A 20038-nucleotide genomic window follows, 5' to 3' on the forward strand; every position below is an offset into this window, starting at 1 on the left:
CCGATCCCGGTGACACAGGGCCTGTCACGTCGATCATCCTTTCGGTGTTCACTTGTCCGCCCCCGCCGTCAGGCCGGCGACCATGTAGCGCTGGGCGAGGAAGAAGATGGCGATGACGGGCACGGTCACCGCGATGGAACCGGCCAGGAGCACGGTCACCGGCACCTGGAAGTCGGTGAGCTGGGCGAGACCGAGCGGAGCCGTCCATCGGGAGCGGTCCTGGACGAGGAACAGCAACGCGTAGAAGTACTCGTTCCAGGCGATCATGAAGACGTAGATCGCGGTCGCCACGACGCCGGGCAGCGCGATCGGCAGCACGACCTTGCGCAGCATCGTCGGCAACGAGCACCCGTCGAGCAGCGCCGCCTCCTCGACGCTCTCCGGCAGGGCGAGGAAGTAGTTGCGCATCATGTACAGCGCGACGGGGACGGTGGCGGCGACGTAGATGACGAGTAGCCCGACGAGCGACCTGGAGAGTCCCAACCGGCTCAGGATGACGAACTTCGGCACCGCGAGCACGATGCCCGGGAACAGGTAGACGGCGAGGATGATCCCGCTCGTGAAGCGGCGGCCCCGGTACCGCAGGCGCGCGACGGCGTACGCCCCGAAGATGCACGCGACGATCGATATCGCGACGGTGGCGAGGGCGACCAGGAGGGAGTTGAGCACGAACCGGCCGAGCCCGAAGCCACCCGCCGACTCGTCCTTCATCGCCGTGACGTAGCTGGACAGGTCGATCTCGCCGAGACCGGGGACGACGTCGAGGGGTTCCAGCAGCACCGCGGAGTAGGGGCGCAGCGAGAGCAGCACCCCGTAGAGCACGGGGCCCACCGCGCAGACGAGCGCGACGGTGATGAGCGTCCACCGCAGGACGTTGACGGGGCGCGAGGGCCGCATGGCTGAACTCACATTGCCTCCTTCCGCCGGGAGAGCAGGACGTAGCCGGCCAGCAGCACGCAGAGGACCAGCGACATCAGCAGTCCGTAGGCCGCGGCGCTGCCGATGTCGGACCGGGTGACCAGTTCGGTGTAGACCTTGATCGCCATGACCTGGGTGCCGCCGGCGCCCTCGGTCAACAGGTAGACGTCGTTGAAGTTCTGGAACGACCAGATGAACCGGATCAGCAGCAACAGCAGGAGCACCCCCCGCAGCTGGGGGAGGATGATGTGGCGCAGGTTCTGCCACCGGGAGGCTCCGTCCAGCGCCGAGGCCTCCTCGACCCCGCCCGGCACGTTCTGCAATCGCGCGGTGACGAAGAGGAAGGCGAGCGGGAACGACTTCCAGATCTCGAAGGCGATGACGACGAGCAGCGACACCGGTACGGGTAGCCCCGCCACGTCGGTCGAGGTGGTGCTGAGGAAGCCGATGGGATTCTGCCAGCCGAGGTACTCCTGGCCGATCGCGTTGACGATGCCGTACTGCGGGTTGAGCATCGTGCGCCAGATCATGGCCGCCGCGATGACCGGCAGCACGTACGGGATCAGCAGCAGCGCGCGGACGATCCCCTGGCCGCGGAAGGGGCGGCGTAGGGCGAGGGCGAGGAGCAGGCCGACGCCGATGGACCCGATCGTGGTCAGGGTCGCGTAGCTGACGGTGGTCCAGAGCGCGTCCCAGAACGCGTCCGACTGCCAGGCGTCGACGATGTTGTCGAACGTCCACTCGATGGTGGACGGGGACAACCGGGGGATGTCGATCAGTCTCGTGTCGGAGAACCCGAAGACGAGGACCAGGAGGAATGGGAGCAGGACGACCAGGGCGATCAGCAGCAGAGTCGGGCCGGTGAGCAGCTGGCCGTTCAGGTTCTCCCGCTGGGAACGGCTGAGCCGCTCCCAGCGGGAGAACCGACCTGTGGGCGTGCTCACAGGTCGGCCTGGACCTTCTTGACCTCCTCGGCCATCCCCTTCGTCACCTGTGCGGGCGACTCCCCGCCGTAGAGACGCTCAAGGAACTGCGCGAGCACGTTCTCCGCGGTGACCGCCCCGGCCAGGGGCGAGTCCTTCGTGCCCATGCCCCACAGGCTCACGGCGTTGACGCCGTCGCGGATCTGGGTGACCATCTCCGGCCCGTACAGCTCGGCGACGGAGCTCTTGGCCTCCGGCCCGATGCCGAGCTTCCCCCACGCGTCGAGGTAGGCGTTCGGGTCGGCCTTGGTCCCGTTGCGCAGCGGGATCCGGCCCTCGGTCGCCGAGGCGAGCGTGTCCGAGTAGCCCTCCTCCATCATAAACTTGATGAACTCCTTCGCCCCGGCCGTGTTGGCGCCCTCGGGGATGCCGTAGCCGAGCGTGGCGCCGTACTGTGCCGGGTGGCTCTGGTCGAGCACCGTGATGAACCCGGAGTTCTTCGAGAGGAACGCCGGGTCGGCCTTGCACTGCGGGCACGTCGTCGGGTTGGCCTTGTCCAGGCCGGCCAGCTCGTCGAGGATGTGGGTCGAGAAGAGGAGCATCGAGGCCTTGCCGGCGAGGTACGCCGCCCGGGCGCTGGTCACGTCGAAGTCACCCTGAGCGCTCGAGTCGCGCAGGACCTTGAACTGCTCGGCCGCCCGGGTGCACTCGGGGGAGTCGATCGTGACGTTGCCGTCCTGCACGAGCTGACAGCCCGCGCTCTGGAACATGGAGTAGATGCCCTCGGTGCCGGACGCGGTGCCGGCCTGGGTGCCCAGGGCGATGCCGGTGACCCCGGTCGCCTTCATCGTGGTGGCGGCCTTCGCCACCTCCTCGAGGCTGGCGGGCACCTTGACGTTGGCGGCCTGGAGGAGGTCCTTGCGGTACACCAGGAGGTGCACCCAGCCGTCGCTCGGCACGGCGCCGACCTTGCCGTCCAGGCTGAACGCCTTCAGGGCGTTCGCGTTGAACGTGTCGGCGCCGAGCTCCTCGACGACCTCCTCGGCGGCCTTCGTGTTCAGCAGCCCCTGGGAACGCCAGGCGGCCGTGGTCGTGGCGCCGTGCAACATCACGTCCGGTACGTCCCCGGAGGCGGCACCGGTCGCCAGGGACTGCTTCTGGTCGGTCTCGCTGAGCGGAATGACCTTCACGGCGATGCCGGTCTTCTCGGTGAACCGGGCCGCGACCTTCTCCTGCGCGGCGACCCGCTGCGGGGTCGTCTGCGGCGTCCAGAAGGTGATCTCTTTGGCCTTCTCCGCCTCCGAATCGCCCGACGCGCCGCAGGCGGCGAGGGTGGTGAGCGCGGTCGCGGCGGCGATCGCCGCCGCGAACCGGCGCTTGGTCAGGTGGGTCATGTCGTGCCTTTCCTTGATGTGCGTGTGGTGACGATCAGGACCGCTCGACTGCCCCGCGCATGACGTGCCCCTGTGAGGTCGCCGGCGGTTGCACGCCGAGCAGGGCGCTGATGGTGGCGGCCACGTCGACCAGGCCGACGTTGCGCAGCGGGACGTCGCGACGGATCCCGGCACCGGAGAGCACCATCGGGACCTGCGCCTCCGGCAGCGCGCCGTGCGAGGCGCGCGGGGCGCCGTCGGCGAGCGTCGACAGGTGGTACGGCTCGACCGGCTCCACGACGAGGTCACCGAGCTTGTCGCTGGCGTTCATCCGGCGCAGGTCCCGCTCGTCACGGACGGCCGCGATCCCCGGGATGCCCTTAATGATCTTGGCGATGCGGCGCGCGTTCTGCGGAGTGTCCGCCCTGCCGCTCAGGGTGATGTCGGCGGTACGTGGCGAGGCCACGATGACGATCTCGCTCGCCGGGTCCGGTACGCCGCCCGAGGAGGAGATGACCTGGACGGTGAGGCCCGTCCCGGACAGCCGGTCGAGCACCTCGGGCAGCAGCGGAACGGTCCACTCCCGGGCGCCGTGGTCGGCGGTGACGAGGAAGGCCGTCCGGTCCAGGATGCCGGCCTCGCGGGCGGCGTCGCGGACCCGCCCGATCTGGGCGTCCACCCGGGCCAGGGCGGCGGGCAGCTCGGGGTCGGAGAATCCGCCGTCGTGCAGCACGCCGTCGACGTCGTCGCAGTAGACGGTGATCAGGTCCGGGATCGCGGCCGGGTCGACCATCGTGCCGCCGGAGTTGACGGGCTCGCCGCGCAGCAGCGCGATCGCCTGGTCGGCGCGGGTCTCGCAGTTTCCGCCCGGCTGGGTGTACAGCGCGGCGGGGTCACCGTACGTGGCGCCGTAGTTCTGCACCGCGTACCACTGGAGATAGGCCGAGGTGCGGTCCTGCCGCTTCAGCGACTGGGCGATCGTCTCGACGCCGGGCTCGATGTACCGCTCCTGGGAGACGCCACGACCGGTTTCGTGGTTGTAGTAGTAGCCGGTGTTTCGGTGCACGGCGGGGTACGCGCCGGTCGCCGTCGTCGTCCGTGACGAGTTGGAATACGACGAGTGCGACCCGTCTGCGACGCCGTGGACGCCGTTCTCGATCAGTGCCCGGATGTTGGGCAGTTCCGCCAGGTCGGCATAGCGCCCATCGAGGAAACGGGGGTCGAAACCGTCGAAATCGAACATGATCACGTGCTGCGCGGGCCGGGTGCGGCTCTTCGTCGTGTCGGACGACGCCGACGCCGTACCCGCCGGCAGCACGGCCGCCGCGAGCAGTACAACCGTGCTCGCCGCGACACCTCTGGCCGCGTTCGAGCGCCTGATCGGATGCGCCACCTTCTGCCTCCTCAACCCTCGGTAGCTGTGGACGAGAGTCTGCCGGAGGCCCGAGGCAGATTGTCAAGATCATGGTGCGAGATGCAAGATTCGAGTATGAAGAACCGCTCAGGTGACGGGATCGACGGATCCTTGGACGAACTCGACCGTCGGATCGTCGGCGCCCTGCTCTCCCATCCGCGGGCCACCCACGCGCAGATCGGCGAGGCGGTGTTCACTTCGGAGGCGACCGTCTCCCGGCGGATCCCGCGGCTTCTCCGCAGCGGCGCGGTACGGGTCATCGGCGTCATGGACGGCGAGGCGACCCGCCGGGCGCGATCGCTGTTCGTCCGGCTGCGCTGCCGCCCGGACGCCGCCAGCCGTTCGGCCGAGCACCTGGCCCGGTGGGAGGAATGCGGATCGGTCAAGCTGCTCACCGGCAGCGTGGACTGCCTCGCCGAGGTCTCCTACACCTCCAACGAGCACCTGCTCCAGCTCATGTTCAAGCAGCTGCCAGGCCTGGACGGCGTCCTCGCCGTCTGGAGCAACCAGGTGATCCGCAGGTTCGCCACACCACACAACTGGAGCCCGAGCCTGCTGCCGGCGGAGGTGGTCGACAGGCTACGGGCGCAGCGGATGGATCGCTGGGACGAGCAGTCGCTCGTCGACGCGCCGTCGCGGCTCAGCCCGCTCGACGAGATGATCGTCGGCAGCCTCGCCGCGGACGGCCGCCAGGGTTGGCAGCAGCTGGCCGAGCGGTGCGGCGCGAGCCCTGCCACCGTACGGCGGCGGGCCGAGGCGATGATGGCGGCCGGGTTCCTGCGCATGCGGACGGTTGTCGAGCCCAGCGTGGTCGGGCTCGCGGTGAACGCGTTCATCTTCCTCAGCATCAACCCCACCCAGCTCGGGCAGGCCGGTGAACTGCTCGCCGCGCACCCGGCCGTCCTCATGATCGCCGCGACGACCGGAGACCGGAACCTGTGCGGCGAGGTCGCGCTGGAGAATGACGCCGCGCTCTACGAGTTCCTGTCCGGCACGATAGGCCAGCTACCCGGCCTACAACACGCGGACATAGCCGTTGCCCTACGTTCCGTCAAGCGGGCGGGGATGATCCTGCCGCTCATGCCGGGCAGTCGTTGACGGGAACGCCAGGACGGCCTACCCGTCGCGGAGGGCTCGGCGGGAGAGCCCGAAGCTGAAGGCGGCGCCCAGCGTCGCCGCGGTGGCCAGGAAGAGCACCCCGCTCCCGTACGCCTCCACCACCAGCCCCGCCGCCACGCCGGACAGCGGGAAGAGGCTCAACGCCGCGAAGAGGATGGCACTCATCACCCGGCCGAGCAGGTGGGCGGCGGTGTGCTGCTGGACGACGGTGATGATCAGAACGTTGGTCACGGTGCTGGCGACCCCGGCGACGACCAGCGCGACGACGGCACCGGCGTAACCGGCGAACGGCACGAGAGCCACCGCCCCGGCCATCACCAGCCCGGAGAGCATGGCCGTGGCACCGCGCCGCCGGAGCCCGGCCAACCCCGCGGTGAAGAACCCGCCGGCCAGCGAGCCGCCGGTGAACGCGGCCAGCAGGCCACCGAAGCCACCGGCCCCGGCGGCCAGGTCGGTGCTGGCCAGCGAGGGCAGCCCCACCCGGATCATCCCGCCGACGGTCAGGTTGGCCGCGGCGGTCACCGCCAGGACGGTCCGCAGCAGCGGCGACCCGCGCAGCAGCTGCCAGAACGTCAACCGAGGCGGCGGTGGCGTCCCGTCGGCGGGCCGGGCGACCGGCGCGACCCGGCGATGGTGCACCCCGATGGCCGCGAGGCAGCCGGCCGAGACCGCGAAGGTGAGCGCGTCGACGCCGAACGCGACGCCCGGCGAGAGCGCGACGACGAGCAGCCCGGCGACCCCGGGCCCGACCAGGCCGGCGGCGAAGCCGGCGCTGCTGTGCAGCGCGTTGCCGGCCGCCAACTGGTCGGCGGGGAGCAGTCGGGGCGTGATGGCGTAGGCGGCCGGCTGGAACAGGCCGGCCCCCAGGCCGGTGCCGGCGACCAGCACCCCGAGCAGGACGAGATCCGGGTCGCCGGCGACGGCGGCCACCGCGATCGCGGCGGTGAACACCAACCGGCCGAGGTCGGATACCAGCATCACCTGCCAGGGGCCGATCCGGTCGGCGAGGGTCCCGCCCAGCGGCGTGGTCGCCAGCCGGCACAGGCCGTAGACCGCGACCAGCAGCCCGAGTTCCCGGGCGCCCCCGCCGACCTGGTAGACCAGCCAGGGCAGCGCGACGGCGTGGAACGCGTCGCCGAAGACCGACACCGACTCGGCGACGAAGAGCAGCCGGTAGTCGCGGGACCGCAGCGGCTCCAGACTGAGCCGGGGCCACAGCCGACGCGGGGTTCGGGTGGCGGAGTCAGCCATGCGTGGCCACCGGCAACGATTCCAGCCCACGGAGCATGATCGTGTTCCGCCAGCGCAGGTCCGCGTCGGTGCCGGCCAACGCCAGCACCGGAAAGCGGCTGAGCAGCGCGTCCAGCGCCACCTCGCCCTCAAGCTTGCCGAGGAACGCGCCGACGCACCGGTGCAGCCCGTGGCCGAAGGCGAGGTGCCCGGCGTCGCCCCGGTCCAGGACGAGCCGGTCGGCGTCGGGGAACCGGTCGGGGTCGCGGTTCGCCCCGCCCAGCGACACCAGGACCAGTTCCCCGGCGGGAATCTCGACCCCGTCGACGTCCACCGGCTCGGTGGTGAACCGCAGGGTCGCCATGCTCACCGGGGACTCGTAGCGGAGGAACTCGTCGACCGCCATCGGCAGCGCGGCCCGGTTCCGCCGCAACCAGGCGTGCTGGTCGGGGTTGCGGAGCAGGGCGAGGGTGGCGGTGCCGAGCAGGTTCACGGTCGTCTCATGGCCCCCGATCAGCAGCAGGAACACCATGCCCACGATCTCGTCGTCGGTGAGCTGACCCTGGTCGCGGGCCGCGAGCAGGACGGTCAGCAGGTCGTCGCGGGGGTCCGTGCGCCGCCGCGCAAGCACGACGGCGATGTGGTCGGTCAGCTCCCGCATCGCCCGCCCGAAGGCCTCCGGGTCGTCGCCGTGGGTCAGGATCGCCGTCGACCAGCTCCGATAGGCGGCCCGGTCCTCCGGCGGGAAGCCGATCAACTCGCAGATGACCAGCATGGGCAGCGGGAAGGCGAAGTCCGTCACGAGATCGACGGTGTCGCGGTCGGCGATCCCGTCGAGCAACGTGGCGGTGACCCGTTCCACCAGCGGGCGCATGGCCGCCACCCGCCGGGCGGTGAAGAACCCGTGGATCAGCCGACGTAGCCGGGTGTGGTCGGGCGGGTCGCTGTTGAGCATGTGGACCATGTCGCTGCCGAGCGTCACGCCCGCCACCCGGTCGTCGGCCAGCTTTTGCGCCCGGCGGGCGTCCTGCCCGAACCTCGGGTCGGCCAGCACCGCCCGCACGTCGCGGTACCGGGCGATCACCCACATGGGCAGGCCCTCGTCACTGTGCAGGATGGACACCGGACCGTTGGCCCGGATCCGGGCCAACGTCGGGTACGGGTCGACGATGAACGGGGCCTGCCGTGGCGGCGTCAGCTCGTCCTCGGCGGTGCTCATGGGTCTCCTCGGGGTGCAAGGTCGGGGGAGCTGGACGGTCGGGGGAGCTAGACGAGCAGGGCGGGGAAGGGCCAGCGGTGGGCGCGGGTCGGCAACCACCACAGGTGGTCGGCCTGCTCGACGACCAGGTGGGCCCCGACGAGGTCCCGGCGCACCTCGGCCGGCACCTCCGTCGCGGCGACGCCCTCCACCAGCGCCGCGATCGCCGTCAGGTGACCCGGTTCGTCGATCGTCACCACCTCCAGGGAGCCGGAGCGACGGTCGCGGACCTCGACGAACCCGGGACCGCGCCGGTAGACGCACCGGCAGAGGAAGAACGCCTCCCGCCAGCGGGTTGTGACCGTGCCTTCGGGGTCCCCGTCCAGCCGTGCCGGCGGGTGGAGGTGGGTGAACAGGTCACTGCCGTGGCACCCGTCCCGGCAGCGCGCCGTCCAGTCCACCGCGATCCCGCGCGCGGTCAGTTCGCGGATCAGCACGAGGGAACGCGCCGAGGTGGCGTCGGCGTCCCGGCACAGGTCCACCGGGTGGGCGAGCCGCGCGTGCCGTGCGCCATCGCGGTACCAGCCGGCCACCGCCGGGCCGCACGGCCCGACGAGCCGGCGCGTGCCGAGCGCCATCCCGGGCAGCCGCGCGGCGGCCGGATCGTAGTCCCGGGACAGCTCGACCCGGATCTCGGTCGCGCTGAAGTCAGCCCGCTGCGACGACATGGCGGTCCTCCCCGCCGCGCGCGGTGGCGTCCGCCGCGGCCCGGTGATGGTCGATCCGGGCCAGCACCTGGTTGTGTGACTCCACGGCGGTGTGCACCCAGCAGCCCCCCTCCCGGAACACGATGCCCAGGTCTGACCAGCGGTCGAGCAGTGGCTGGACCACCGCCGCCCCGCCGGGTGTCCGCGCGGCCAGCGTGGTGGCCGTCCGGGGCTGCTCCAGCAGCCGGAACAGCCCGACCTCGACCGGCGAGGTCAGCTCGCACACCGACCAGTCGTACGCGGCCCGCCGGCTGACCAGCACGATCCGGTCGTCGATCTCCTGGCAGGTGAGCCGGCTGACCGGGTACGCGGCCCGCCACCGCTCGATCGCCGCGTCCAGCGCCGCCGCCTCGTCCCGGCCGATGCCCCGGGCGACGGTGGTGAAGATGTACGCCAGGTCGGCGAGTTCTCCGGCGGGCAGATGGTAGATCTCCCGGTACTGCGGGGCCGGTTCCAGCACCGGGAAGCCCAACTCCGGCTGGTTGAAGTACGGGCTGAACCGCTCGATGGCGATCCGCGCCGCTCCCATCGGCGGATCGAGGTGGTACAGCGTCGGCAGCTGCGCGATGACGTCGGTGTAGTCCTCGGCCGTCTCGCCGGGGAACCCGTACAGGTAGTTCCAGCTCGTCGTCACCCCGGCGCTCTGCGCCTCGCGCAGCGCCCGGACGTTCTGGCAGCCGGTCACGCCCTTGTCCATCAGCCGCAGGACGTGGGTGCTGAGGTTCTCCACCCCCGGCTGGACCTGCACCGCCCCGGCCTCACCCAGCCGTTGGAAGTGGTGCCGGCGCAGGTTGGCCTTGACCTCGAAGTGCAGGCGGACGTCGTACTCCGACTCGGCCAACCGGAGCAGCACCGAGTCGAAGTACGTCATGTCCAGGATGTTGTCGACCACGATGAAGTCGAGCAGCTGGTGCCGGCGGGCCAGGTCCAGCACCTCGTCGAGGAAGCGGCCCGGGCTCTTGCTGCGGAACTGCATCGACGAGCCGTTGAGACCGCAGAACGTGCAGTGGTGCTTCTCGCCCCACCAGCAGCCGCGGGAGCCCTCGACGACCAGCTTCGGCGCCACCCACTCGGCCGCCGCCGAGGCGTCCAGGCGTTCGACGAAGCCGGTGTAGTCCGGGGTGACGATCCGCGCCGGCGGCAACGGTTGCGCCGACATCGGGTTGGCCCGCGCGGTACCCGTCGTGTCCCGCCAGCACAGCCCGGGGATGTCCGCGAGGTCGTCCGCCGCGCCGCCGAGCGCGTCGAGCAGGCGGGGGAAGGCCACCTCCCCTTCGCCCCGGACGACGAAGTCGAGGAACGGGAAGTTGCGGTGCAGCGCCGCGCCCTGCACCCCGTCGCAGTTGGCCCCGCCGAGCACGGTCCGCACCGCGGGCCGTCGCTGCTTGAGCAGGCGGGCGGCGGCCAGGCTGGCGGTGTTCTGCTGGAAGGTGCTGGTGAACCCGACGACGTCCGGCGCGGTGGCGTCCAGCTCGGCGACCAGCGTGTCCACGAAGTCGGGCACCAGCTCGTGCAGCGCGGCGGTCGTCGCCGTCTCGGTCGGGCTCGATCCCGCGTCGGCCAGCAGCCGGTGGAACGTCGCGAAGTCGCGCCGCTCGCCGTAGAGCGCGCCGGCGAACACCCAGTCCCCGGCGCCCTGGAAGTAGGACGTCTCGGAGAAGTACTGGTACTCGGCCAGGCCAAAGGGAAGGCGGTCCACCACCCAGTCGACGAAGTCCAGGTTGGCGTAGCGGACCTGCACGTCGTGGCCGGCGGCGCCGGCCGCGGTGCGCAGGATGCCCAGGGCGAGCGACGGGACGTCGAGCGATCCCCACGGCATGTGCACCAGGACGACCTTCATCGCCGGTCTCCTTTCGACGGGGTGGACATCGTTCCGGGGCATCGCGGTGGCGCCCCGGAACGACGCCTTGGACGTGCCGTCACCGTTGCCGTGTCACTTGCCGGTGGTTCGGGGTGCCTCGGTCACCTGGGGCCGCGCGGCCGGGACCGCCCGGTCAAGATCGAGGAGCATCTTGACGATGACGGCGCCGCGGTCCCGCTCGCCCGTGCTGATCGGGTCGTGTCGCACAGTGCGTCGCTTCATTCCATTCACCTCCCTCCGGTTGGTCCGGGGTCGGACCCCGCCGGTCGCGGTGGTCCTGGCTGGGGGACGCCGGGGTCCGGGCGCCCGGCGGCAGCACCGTGGCGGCGTACCGGAGCAGGGCGGTGAAGACGGTCGTCTGGTCGGCGGCGTCCCCGTGGTGCCCGCCGGTGGTCCAGACCACCTCGTGCGGCACCGACCGGTCCCGCAGCGCGGCCACGTACCGCCGGACCGCCTCCGCCGGGCAGCGTTCGTCGTCGGTCGCGGCGGCGACGAACAGCGGGCCGTGGACCCGGTCCAGGTAGGTCATCGGGTTGGCGGCCCGGTACCGGTCGGGAACCTCGGCGGGGGTGCCGCCGAAGAGTTCCTCGTCCGCCTCGCGCAGGGCGGGGAGCGCCGTGCGGTGGGCCGTGGAGTAGTCGGCCACCGGGGACACCGCCAGCCCGACCGCCCAGTCGTCGGGCTCGACGCCCATCGCGAGCAGGACCAGGTAGCCGCCCCAGGAGTAGCCGCACAGCCCGATCCGTCCCGGCTCCGCGACACCGAGGTCGACCAGGTGTCGGCGTACCGCGCCGAGGTCCTCCAGCTGGGCCAGGCCGACCCGATGGCCGAAGTCGTGCCGCCACTGCGGACCGTAGCCCGTGGACCCCCGGTAGTTGGTGCGCACGACGGCGTAACCGGCGCCGGTGAGCAACTCCACCCGTGGGTCGTAGCTGTCCCGGTCGTGCAGGAACGGCCCACCATGGAGCAGGAAGATCATCGGCCATGGCCCGGTTCCGGGCGGGGTGGCCAGGAAACTGTGGATCCGGCCGTACGGTCGGGAGGTCCACACCTCGCCACGTCCGGACGCGGTCGGCGGGGCCGGTGCCGGGTGGCGGTCGGCGGCCGGGTCGACGACCAGCCGGCGCGGCGGCACCGCCTCCCGGCTCCACACGTAGTGGATCCCGCCCTCGGGCGAGCAGGCCAGGTCGAGGATGGTCCCGGGCGGGGTGGGCAGGACGCTCGGCGCGCCGCCGACGAGGTCGGACAGGAATAGCCGGCTGCGCCCCGACCGATCCTGTTGGACCAGCACCCGGCGGCCGTCGACGTACCAGTGCGCGGTGATCTCCGTGTCGAACGCCAACTGCTCGTGCGGCCGGATGTCGTGCCCCGGCCGCCAGGTGGCGACGGTGTAGCGCCCGCCCGCCTCGACGACCACCAGCAGGGTGGGGTCGTTCCCCGAACCCGGGCGGAACTCCAGTGCCCACACCCGGCGGTGCCGGTCACCGGCCAGGAACTCGGTGCGGCCGTCGGTGAGCCGCACCACGGTGACCGCGGTGGGGCCGTCCGGTCGTCCGGCCAGGGCGAGCAGGGTGCCGTCCGCGCTCAGGTCCACCAGGGGCACGTAGCCCGGGGCGGTCGCCAGCAGGTGCGCCGGCCCGCCGGGCGTCCCGAGAAAGTACCGGGACTCCGCGCCGAACCCGACACAGACGACCGCCAGCTTTCCGGCGTGGTCGAAGGCGATGCCGTACGGCCGGCCTGGAGGCACCCCGGTCAACGCGGGGGCGGCCGGCCCGTCCTCGAACGGCTGGCGTCGCCAGAGCCCCACGCCGTCCGGGTCGGTGTCGAACCACCAGACGTGGCCGCCGTCCGGCTCCAGGTCACAGGCGTCCACCCCGTGCCGCGCCTGGGTCAGGATCCGGCGGCCACCGGTGGCGCGGTCCCAGGAGACGACCTGGGAACGGCCACCGACGTCGTCGAGTTCGATGGCCCGGAGCGAATCGTTGGCGGCGAATGCCGGTGCGCGCAGTGGAATCACGACGACCCCGTTCCTACGGACGGCCGAGGTGCCGATCGTAATCGAAGCCTGACTATGTGTAAACGTCGAGGTCCGTCGCATTGCCTTGAGCGCTACCGACTGAATCGGCTAGGCGGGATGCACCGGAAACCGGACACTTCCGCCCACTCGTCCGCTTCGGCCGGTCGACATGCGCGCTCTTGGTGGGCGGTGGCAGAATCGGCTGGTGTCCTGAATGGAGGAGATCGCGGTGACCGGTGTCGAATTGATCGCGGCGGCGTTGGCGGCGGGGGCGGGCGCGGGGACCAGCGCCGCGGTGGTGGATGTCTATACGGGGCTGCGTGACGCGTTGCGGCGTCGGCTGGCAGGTCGCCGTGCCGCCGAGCAACTCCTGGAGGCCGACGAGACCGATCCGGGGGTGTGGGAGAGACGGATCGGCGCGGAGCTGGCCGATTCCGGGGCCGACCGGGACGAGAAGATCCTGACCGCAGCCGGCAGGCTTCTCGATCTGGTGGACCCGGAAGGCTCCCGGGCCGGCAGATACCCGGTGGATCTGCGCGGGGCGCGGGGTGCGCAGATCGGTGACGGCACCCTACGTGTGGACACCACCTACGGGCCGACCGCAGGCATCATGACCGGCCCGGTCAGCGTCAGCTACGGGCAGCTGCCGGTCCCCCCGGCCCGGCCGGAGGCGTAGCGGGGTCGCCCGCCCCCGGCACCGACCCCACCGACCCCACCGCAGCGGTACATCTCGGCGCCACCTACGGTCCGGTGGGCCAGTTTCACGCACCCGTGACGATCAACGCCGGTCGAGTGGTGCGGTGGCCACACCGCGTCGGGGTGGTCCCGACGGTGGCCGACGGCTACCGTCGCCGGCGGCTCACCACCGAGCTGGAGCAGGCAACAGCGGGTGGCGGGGCAGCGGCGCTCACGCGGGTGCTGTCCGGGCTGGGTGGGGTGGGCAAGACCCAGCTGGCCGCCGCCCACGCCCACCATGTGTGGTCGCGGCAACGGGTTGATCTGCTGGTATGGGTCACCGCCGCCACCCGGCAGGGCGTTGTCGCCGCGTACGCCCAGGGTGCGTACGGAGTCCTCGACACCGCCGACGAGGAGGGGGAACAGGCCGCCACCCGGTTCCTGGCGTGGCTGGCGACGACCGACCGGCGCTGGCTGATCGTGCTCGACGACCTGCGGGCCCCCGCCGACCTCACCGGTTTGTGGCCGCCCGCCACGCCCACCGGCACGGTGCTGGTGACCACCCGCCGCCGCGATGCCGCTCTCGCCGGCGGCGAGCGCCGGCTGCTCGACGTCGACGTGTTCACCCCTGGCGAAGCGACCGCGTACCTGCGGCACAAACTGCCGCACGAGCCCGTCGACCAACTCCACCAGCTCGCCGCCGACCTCGGCCACCTTCCGTTGGCGCTGGCTCAGGCCACCGCCTACCTCACCGACCGGGGGCTGGACTGCGCCGCGTACCGAGCTCGGCTGGCCGACCGTCAACGCGCGCTCGCCCACCTGCTGCCCGAGCCCGAGGCGCTGCCCGACGAGCACCGCGCGACGGTCACGGCGACCTGGTGGTTGTCGATCACCGCCGCCGATCTGCTCCACCCACGAGGGCTGGCCCGGCCGCTGTTGGAGCTGGCCGCGATGTTGGACCCCAACGGGACCCCCGTCGGCCTGTTCACCACCTCTGCGATCACCGACCATCTCAGTGGCCTCGACCGGAACGGAAACGCCGAGCCAGTCGACCGGGAGGCGGTCGCCGACGCCCTGCACAACCTGCACCGCCTCAGCCTCGTCACGCACGGCGCCAGCCGGCTCCAGGTCCACGCCCTCGTCCAACGGGCCACCCGCGACCAACTCACGCCGGGCCAACTCGACACCGCCGCCCGGGTCGCCGCCGACGCGCTGCTGCAGCTCTGGCCGGACCCGGAACGGGACGACCCGGCCGGCAGCCAGGTTCTGCGCGCGAACACCGCAGCACTGTACGAGCACCCCCGCCACGCCCTGCTCGACCTCCACTGCCACGCCGTGCTGTTCCGGGCTGGACGCAGTCTCGGCGACACCGGCCAACCCGCCGCCGCCGTGGCCTACTTCACCGATCTGCACACCGACTGCCTGCGAGTGCTCGGCCCAGACCACCCGGACACCCTGACCGCCCTTCACAACATCGCCCAGTGGCGGGGTGAGGCCGGTGACCCGGCCGGCGCGGTCGAAGTCTTCACGCGGGTGCTGACCGGGCAGCTCCGAGTGCTGGGCCCCGACCACCCCGACCCGCTGACCACTCGCAACAACCTGGCCTACAGTCAGGGCCGAGCCGGCGACCCGGCCGGCGCAGTCGAAGCCTTCATCCAGGTGCTGGCCGATCGCCTGCGGGTCATGGGTCCCGACCACCCCGACACCCTCAGCACCCGCAACAATCTGGCCTACTGGCGGGGTGAGGCCGGTGACCCGGCCGGCGCGGTGGAGTCCCTCCGGCAGGTGCTGGCCGACCGTTCGCGGGTGCTGGGCCCCGACCACCGACATACGCTGAGCACCAGCAGCAACCTGGCCTACTGGCGGGGTGAGGCCGGTGACCCGGCCGGCGCGGTGGAGTCCCTTCAGCAGGTGCTGGCCGACTACCTCCGCGTGCTCGGCCCTGACCACCCACACACCCTGACCACCCGGCGCAACCTGGCCTACTGGCGGAGCGAGGCCGGTGACCGCGCCGGGGCCGTCGAGGCGACCGAGCACGTGCTCGCCGACCAGCTTCGAGTGCTCGGCCCCGGCCACCCCGACACTCTTGTCTCCCGCCGGAACCTCGCCCGGTGGCGAGACAACGATGAGGGCTGACCATCGACGCGGCCCAGGCAGGTCAGGGCCGGGGTGCCGGGGTGGCGGTGAAGAACCGTCGGCGCGCCCACAGGGAGACGTAGACGAGGCCGACGAGGACAGGCACCTCGATGAGTGGGCCGACGACGCCGGCGAGGGCCTGGCCGGAGGCGACGCCGAAGGTGCCGATGGCCACGGCGATGGCGAGTTCGAAGTTGTTGCCGGCGGCGGTGAAGGCCAGGGTGGTGGTGCGCTCGTAGTTCAGGCCGATGGCCCGGCCGAGCAGGTAGGAGCCGGCCCACATGAGGGCGAAGTAGACCAGCAGCGGCAGGGCGATGCGGACGACGTCGAGTGGCCGGTTGGTGATGGCGTCGCCCTGCAGGGCGAACAGGATCACGATGGTGAACAGCAGGCCGTAGAGGGCGGCGGGGCCGATCCTGGGTAGGAAGCGGGCCTCGTACCAGTCGCGGCCCTTGGCGCGTTCGCCGAGGCGGCGGGTGAGGTACCCGGCGAGCAGCGGGAGGCCGAGGAAGATGAGCACGTTGCGGGCGATGTCCCAGCCGGAGACGTTCAGTTCGGCGCCGGACAGGCCGAGCCAGTCGGGGAGCACGGCCAGGTAGAACCAGCCGAGCAGCCCGAACGCGAGGACCTGGAAGACGGAGTTGAGCGCGACCAGGACGGCGGCGGCCTCGCGGTCGCCGCAGGCGAGGTCGTTCCAGATGATGACCATGGCGATGCAGCGGGCCAGGCCGACGATGATCAGGCCGGTGCGGTACTCGGGCTGGTCGGCCAGGAAGATCCAGGCGAGGGCGAACATCAGCGCGGGGCCGACGAGCCAGTTGAGTACGAGTGACGAGACCAGCAGTCGGCGGTCGCCGGTGACGGTGTCGAGGCGGTCGTAGCGGACCTTGGCCAGCACCGGGTACATCATGATCAGCAGGCCGAGGGCGATGGGCAGGGAGATCCCGCCGATCTTGACGGCGTCCAGCGCGGTGTTGAGGCCGGGGATGAGTCGGCCGAGGAGGAGGCCGGCGACCATCGCCAGGCCGATCCAGATCGGCAGGAACTGGTCGAGGCGGGACAGGCGGCCGACCACCGCGGTGGTGGGGTCGGCGTGGGTGGCGGTGCTCACGGACACTCCCGTCGGGATTCGGTGCGGGCAGCGACCCCTGCGCCGAGGCCGCCGAGGCCGCCGCCCAGGTCCGGGGTGCGTCCGGTGGGCAGGGCGCGGCTCACGCGACCGGGGTCGGTTCGACGGTGAGCAGCGCGGCGAGCTGGCGCAGGATGGCTGGCCGGGCCCGGTAGTACACCCACGTGCCGCGCCGCTCGGCGTCGACCAGGCCGGCCTCGCGCAGCGTCTTCAGGTGATGCGAGATGGTGGGCCCGCTCAGGTCGAACGCGGGGGTCAATTCGCAGACGCACACCTCCCCGCCCTCGGCCGAGGCGATCATCGACATCAACTGCAACCGCACCGGGTCGCCGAGCGCCTTGAACGCGGGCGCGAGAACCGCTGCGGTCGCCGCCGGCACCCGCCGCTGCGCCAACGGCGGGCAGCACGGCTCATCGGCGGTGAGATCGACGGCGGGAGGCGACACCCCTTGCTTTGACATGCCTCTAGGTTGACATTCATCTAATCAGCGTGCAAGTCTCTGATTCGACGGGCGTCGAGACAGGCGTCGTGGAGGGGAGTCTTCATGGTGGGCAAGGCTCGGCGGTCGCCGGCAACCCGGCCGGAGTCGGCCTCGCGTTCGACGGGCGTCGAGACAGGCGTCGTGGAGGGGAGTCTTCATGGTGGGCAAGGCTCGGCGGTCGCCGGCAACCCGGCCGGAGTCGGCCTCGCGTCGTCATGGGCCGCCCCGCGCCCACCCGAGCGGAGCCTGCTGATGGCCGACATCACCGTCCGACCCATGACGGCCGACGACACCGAGCGTGTCCTGGCTATCTACCAGGTCGGCCTCGACGGGGGCGACGCCAGCTTCGAAACCACCGCACCCACCTGGGCGGCGTTCGACGCGGGCAGGCTTCCCGACTACCGCCTCGTGGCCGTCGACGGCCACGACACCGCCCTCGGCTGGATCGCCGTCTCACCGACCTCGACCCGCGCGGTCTACGCCGGGGTGGTGGAACACTCCGTCTACGTCGATCCGGCCGCCCGGGGCCGAGGGGTGGCCCGGCGGCTGCTGGACGCGCTGATCGCCTCGACCGAGACCGCCGGCATCTGGACCATCCAGTCCGGCGTCTTCCCCGAGAACGCCGCCAGCCTGACCCTCCACGAGCGGGCCGGATTCCGGGTCGTCGGCGTCCGCGAACGGGTGGGCCGCCGCCACGGTCGGTGGCGCGACGTCGTCCTCCTCGAACGCCGCAGCCCCGTCATCGACTGAACCCTGTCCCCAAAGCGGCTCACCGGCCCACCCCCTTGATCCGACAGTTCTCAGCACAGAGGAGTTACCTGATGAGCGCCATGGACAACCTGCCCGTCGTGGTGATCGGCGCCGGCCCGGTCGGGCTGGCCGCCGCCGCGCACCTGCACGAGCGCGGCCTGCCCTGCACCGTCCTCGAAGCCGGCGAGAGCCCGGGTGCGGCGGTACGACAGTGGGGGCACGTCCACCTGTTCTCCCCGTGGCGGTACAACATCGACCCCGCTGCCCGCCGACTCCTCGCCGACGCCGGCTGGGTCGCCCCCGACCCCGATGCCCTGCCCACCGGCGCCGAGCTGGTCAGCGACTACCTCCAGCCCCTCGCGGAGCTGCCGGGCCTCAAGCCGAACCTGCGCTACGGCGCCCGGGTCGAGGCGATCTCCCGCCTCGGCCTGGACCGGCTGCGCACCGCCGGCCGCGACACCACGCCGTTCCTGATCCGCCTCACCGACGGCGACGAGATGCTCGCCCGGGCGGTCGTCGACGCCTCCGGCACCTGGCACACCCCGAACGTCCTCGGCGCCTCCGGCCTGCCCGCCAGCGGCGAGACGGCCGCCGCCGCGTTCCTGGAGCACGCCCTGCCGGACGTGCTCGGCGCGGACCGGGACCGGTTCGCCGGCCGGCACACCCTCGTCGTCGGCGCCGGCCACTCCGCCGCCAATACCCTGCTGTCCCTCGCGGAACTGGCTGCCGGCCGGCCCGGCACCGAGGTGACCTGGGCGATCCGGACCGCCTCTCCGGCGCGCACCTACGGGGGCGGCGACGCCGACGCCCTGCCCGCGCGCGGCGCCCTCGGCTCCCGGCTGCGCGAGCATGTCGACGCCGGCCGGATCCGGCTGCTCACCGGCTTCACCGTGCACGCTCTCATCCCCACCGACGACCGCGTCGCGGTGGTCGTCCGGCACACCGACGGCGGCGAAGAGGCAGTCACCGTGGACCGGATCGTCGCCGCCACCGGCTTCCGCCCCGACCACTCCATCGCCACGGAACTGCGCCTGGACCTGGACCCGGTGATGGGCGCCACCCGTGCACTCGCGCCGCTGATCGACCCGAACGAGCACTCCTGCGGCACCGTCCCCCCGCACGGCGTGGACGAGTTGTCCCACCCGGAGGCCGGCTATAACGCGGTCGGCATGAAGAGCTACGGCCGGGCGCCGACGTTCCTCATGGCCACCGGCTACGAGCAGGTCCGCTCCGTCGTCGCCGCGCTCGCCGGCGACTGGGACGCCGCCCGCGACGTCCAGCTCGACCTGCCCGAGACCGGCGTGTGCAACACCAACACCGACGACTCCACCGGCGGCGACTGCTGCGGGCCGGCCCCCGTCGCCGAGCCGGCCGGACGGGGCCTGGCCACCGGCATCTCCGGCGGGCTCCTGTCCACACCGCTGAACCTGGTCACCCTCAGCGCCGCCCCCACCGGCCAGACCGGCGGCTGCTGCTCCAACTGATGCCCGCCACCAACAGCGGCACGGTGCCCGCCGGCCACCCGGTCGGCGGGCACCCACCACCCACGGCCGCCGGATCCTCGCCGCGCTCGCCATCACCCAACCGTCGGCCACCCCGCAGGAGATGCAGATCGCGGGGCTGCCGCGCAATGGCTCGGCAACCGTGACATTGCCGAACGTCTATTGTTTCCCTGCGGCAATGATGGCAGCCTGTCCCGGATCCACTGCAAGCTCGGCATGCATTGTTGCGGCGCGTCGGCCCGCGTCGTCAGTGGTCCGCAGTCCTGCCGACGCGGCCCTCGTGAGCCGGTGGTGGGCGGCGTGACGGTTCGACCCCGGTGTGTGGGCATGGTGGTGGCGAGGGGGTGCGGCGGCCATCTCGTGTAGAGGGGAACGTGGATTTCCGCGACGGTCGGTACGTCGACCCTGTCCTGAGGTCAGGAGTGCCTCGCGCTCCGCCATGGACGTGCCGGCCGACCGAAGTGAGCCGGAAATGTCAGTCCGGTCAGGACATTCTGTCGGTACGCACTCCAATCGACCATTTTGGATGCCGATAATCGGAGGAC

The 20038-nt window shown here is 71.8% G+C and carries 16 protein-coding genes; 5 read left to right on the forward strand and 11 right to left on the reverse strand.

Annotated features, from left to right (window positions below):
- Positions 1-48: 48 nt before the first annotated feature.
- The 4 genes from OG617_RS28455 to OG617_RS28470 are packed head-to-tail and all read right to left on the reverse strand — an operon-like array spanning position 49 to position 4607.
- Positions 49-909 carry a carbohydrate ABC transporter permease gene (locus tag OG617_RS28455; RefSeq protein WP_405096001.1) on the reverse strand — a complete coding sequence of 287 codons (861 nt, stop codon included), beginning with the start codon at positions 907-909 and terminating at the stop codon, positions 49-51.
- Positions 906-1862, reverse strand: coding sequence for a carbohydrate ABC transporter permease (locus tag OG617_RS28460; protein ID WP_405096002.1), 957 nt, complete (start codon positions 1860-1862; stop codon positions 906-908). The genes OG617_RS28455 and OG617_RS28460 overlap by 4 nt, the downstream gene beginning before the upstream one ends.
- Positions 1859-3235, reverse strand: coding sequence for an ABC transporter substrate-binding protein (locus OG617_RS28465; RefSeq protein ID WP_405096003.1), 1377 nt, complete (start codon positions 3233-3235; stop codon positions 1859-1861). The genes OG617_RS28460 and OG617_RS28465 overlap by 4 nt, the downstream gene beginning before the upstream one ends.
- A 34-nt stretch (positions 3236-3269) precedes the next feature.
- Positions 3270-4607: an alkaline phosphatase family protein gene (locus tag OG617_RS28470; RefSeq protein WP_405096004.1), complete on the reverse strand. Its 1338-nt coding sequence runs from the start codon at positions 4605-4607 to the stop codon at positions 3270-3272.
- Between the two features lie 96 nt (positions 4608-4703).
- Here OG617_RS28470 and OG617_RS28475 point away from each other — a divergent pair, with 96 nt between their 5' ends.
- Positions 4704-5726 carry an Lrp/AsnC family transcriptional regulator gene (locus OG617_RS28475; protein WP_405096005.1) on the forward strand — a complete coding sequence of 341 codons (1023 nt, stop codon included), beginning with the start codon at positions 4704-4706 and terminating at the stop codon, positions 5724-5726.
- Positions 5727-5744: 18 nt separating this feature from the next.
- Here the strand turns inward: OG617_RS28475 and OG617_RS28480 are convergent, their stop codons facing one another.
- The 5 genes from OG617_RS28480 to OG617_RS28500 form a co-directional block, all read right to left on the reverse strand.
- Entirely contained in the window at positions 5745-6998 is a 1254-nt protein-coding gene (locus OG617_RS28480) for an MFS transporter (protein WP_405096006.1), read from the reverse strand.
- Positions 6991-8196, reverse strand: a complete 1206-nt coding sequence (locus OG617_RS28485; protein ID WP_405096007.1) for a cytochrome P450 — start codon at positions 8194-8196, stop codon at positions 6991-6993. The genes OG617_RS28480 and OG617_RS28485 overlap by 8 nt, the downstream gene beginning before the upstream one ends.
- A gap of 47 nt (positions 8197-8243) precedes the next feature.
- Complete coding sequence (locus tag OG617_RS28490; RefSeq protein ID WP_405096008.1) at positions 8244-8903, reverse strand: DUF5825 family protein; 660 nt, start codon at positions 8901-8903, stop codon at positions 8244-8246.
- Positions 8884-10782 carry a RiPP maturation radical SAM C-methyltransferase gene (locus tag OG617_RS28495; protein WP_405096009.1) on the reverse strand — a complete coding sequence of 633 codons (1899 nt, stop codon included), beginning with the start codon at positions 10780-10782 and terminating at the stop codon, positions 8884-8886. Before OG617_RS28495 ends, OG617_RS28490 begins: the two co-directional genes overlap by 20 nt.
- A 154-nt stretch (positions 10783-10936) precedes the next feature.
- Complete coding sequence (locus OG617_RS28500) at positions 10937-12769, reverse strand: prolyl oligopeptidase family serine peptidase (RefSeq protein WP_405103989.1); 1833 nt, start codon at positions 12767-12769, stop codon at positions 10937-10939.
- 280 nt (positions 12770-13049) lie between these two features.
- Here OG617_RS28500 and OG617_RS28505 point away from each other — a divergent pair, with 280 nt between their 5' ends.
- Both OG617_RS28505 and fxsT read left to right on the forward strand, forming a co-directional pair.
- Positions 13050-13496, forward strand: a complete 447-nt coding sequence (locus tag OG617_RS28505; RefSeq protein ID WP_405096010.1) for a hypothetical protein — start codon at positions 13050-13052, stop codon at positions 13494-13496.
- Positions 13497-13591: 95 nt separating this feature from the next.
- Entirely contained in the window at positions 13592-15631 is a 2040-nt protein-coding gene (gene fxsT / locus OG617_RS28510) for an FxSxx-COOH system tetratricopeptide repeat protein (protein ID WP_405096011.1), read from the forward strand.
- 22 nt (positions 15632-15653) lie between these two features.
- On the opposite strand, the gene arsB is transcribed toward fxsT, so the two are convergent.
- The gene (gene arsB / locus OG617_RS28515) at positions 15654-16742 is read right to left on the reverse strand and encodes an ACR3 family arsenite efflux transporter (RefSeq protein WP_405096012.1); all 1089 of its coding nucleotides are present in this window, start codon (positions 16740-16742) and stop codon (positions 15654-15656) included.
- Positions 16743-16842: 100 nt separating this feature from the next.
- Complete coding sequence (locus OG617_RS28520) at positions 16843-17220, reverse strand: ArsR/SmtB family transcription factor (protein WP_405096013.1); 378 nt, start codon at positions 17218-17220, stop codon at positions 16843-16845.
- A 273-nt stretch (positions 17221-17493) separates the two neighbouring features.
- Between OG617_RS28520 and OG617_RS28525 the strand changes: the two genes are divergently transcribed.
- Positions 17494-17991, forward strand: coding sequence for a GNAT family N-acetyltransferase (locus OG617_RS28525; RefSeq protein WP_405096014.1), 498 nt, complete (start codon positions 17494-17496; stop codon positions 17989-17991).
- Between the two features lie 71 nt (positions 17992-18062).
- On the forward strand, positions 18063-19475 hold the full coding sequence (locus OG617_RS28530; RefSeq protein WP_405096015.1) for an FAD-dependent oxidoreductase: 1413 nt from the start codon (positions 18063-18065) through the stop codon (positions 19473-19475).
- Positions 19476-20038 lie beyond the last annotated feature (563 nt).

It is taken from the genome of Micromonospora sp. NBC_01412, assembly GCF_045040215.1.
Lineage (GTDB): Bacteria > Actinomycetota > Actinomycetes > Mycobacteriales > Micromonosporaceae > Micromonospora > Micromonospora rubida.

What these genes read in the sequence shown, in the direction of transcription:
- OG617_RS28465 (WP_405096003.1), bottom strand. Translation starts at nt 3,235, where the DNA reads ATGACCCACCTGACCAAGCGCCGGTTCGCGGCGGCGATCGCCGCCGCG.
- OG617_RS28475 (WP_405096005.1), top strand. Translation starts at nt 4,704, where the DNA reads ATGAAGAACCGCTCAGGTGACGGGATCGACGGATCCTTGGACGAACTC.
- OG617_RS28480 (WP_405096006.1), bottom strand. Translation starts at nt 6,998, where the DNA reads ATGGCTGACTCCGCCACCCGAACCCCGCGTCGGCTGTGGCCCCGGCTC.
- OG617_RS28485 (WP_405096007.1), bottom strand. Translation starts at nt 8,196, where the DNA reads ATGAGCACCGCCGAGGACGAGCTGACGCCGCCACGGCAGGCCCCGTTC.
- OG617_RS28490 (WP_405096008.1), bottom strand. Translation starts at nt 8,903, where the DNA reads ATGTCGTCGCAGCGGGCTGACTTCAGCGCGACCGAGATCCGGGTCGAG.
- OG617_RS28495 (WP_405096009.1), bottom strand. Translation starts at nt 10,782, where the DNA reads ATGAAGGTCGTCCTGGTGCACATGCCGTGGGGATCGCTCGACGTCCCG.
- OG617_RS28520 (WP_405096013.1), bottom strand. Translation starts at nt 17,220, where the DNA reads ATGTCAAAGCAAGGGGTGTCGCCTCCCGCCGTCGATCTCACCGCCGAT.
- OG617_RS28525 (WP_405096014.1), top strand. Translation starts at nt 17,494, where the DNA reads ATGGCCGACATCACCGTCCGACCCATGACGGCCGACGACACCGAGCGT.
- OG617_RS28530 (WP_405096015.1), top strand. Translation starts at nt 18,063, where the DNA reads ATGAGCGCCATGGACAACCTGCCCGTCGTGGTGATCGGCGCCGGCCCG.